The following is a 245-nucleotide window of genomic DNA, read 5'->3' as shown; positions in this document are numbered from 1 at the left end:
TTATATTCAGTTTTACAATTACAAACGTAGGCATTCTACGCTTAATTATATGACGCCACATCAGAAATATAATGAATTAAAAAATGCCGCTTAGAATCTCTACAGAATTTGTTGACCATTACACCCCAGGACATCTCCCTTTAGATCGCATTGATGTGTGGTTTCAAGATGAAGCACGGTTTGGACAACAAAATCAAACAACACGCTTATGGGCTGAAACAGGCTCTAGGCCTCGCGCAACAAAA

Annotated in this window: 1 protein-coding gene and 1 pseudogene; both read left to right on the top strand. The window is 38.8% G+C overall.

Going from position 1 to position 245, the window contains the following annotated elements; all coding sequences use genetic code 11:
* The coding region (locus tag H5200_RS24570) for an IS3 family transposase (RefSeq protein WP_404936147.1) at positions 1 to 94 on the top strand (94 nt) is incomplete at its 5' end.
* A 28-nt stretch (positions 95 to 122) separates the two neighbouring features.
* Positions 123 to 245: pseudogene (locus tag H5200_RS23690) on the top strand (IS630 family transposase); the annotation flags it as partial.

The sequence above is a fragment of the Pseudoalteromonas sp. SG43-7 genome (assembly GCF_014164295.1).
In the GTDB taxonomy this organism is placed as follows: domain Bacteria; phylum Pseudomonadota; class Gammaproteobacteria; order Enterobacterales; family Alteromonadaceae; genus Pseudoalteromonas; species Pseudoalteromonas rhizosphaerae.
This window is presented reverse-complemented; position numbering and strand designations above follow the sequence as displayed.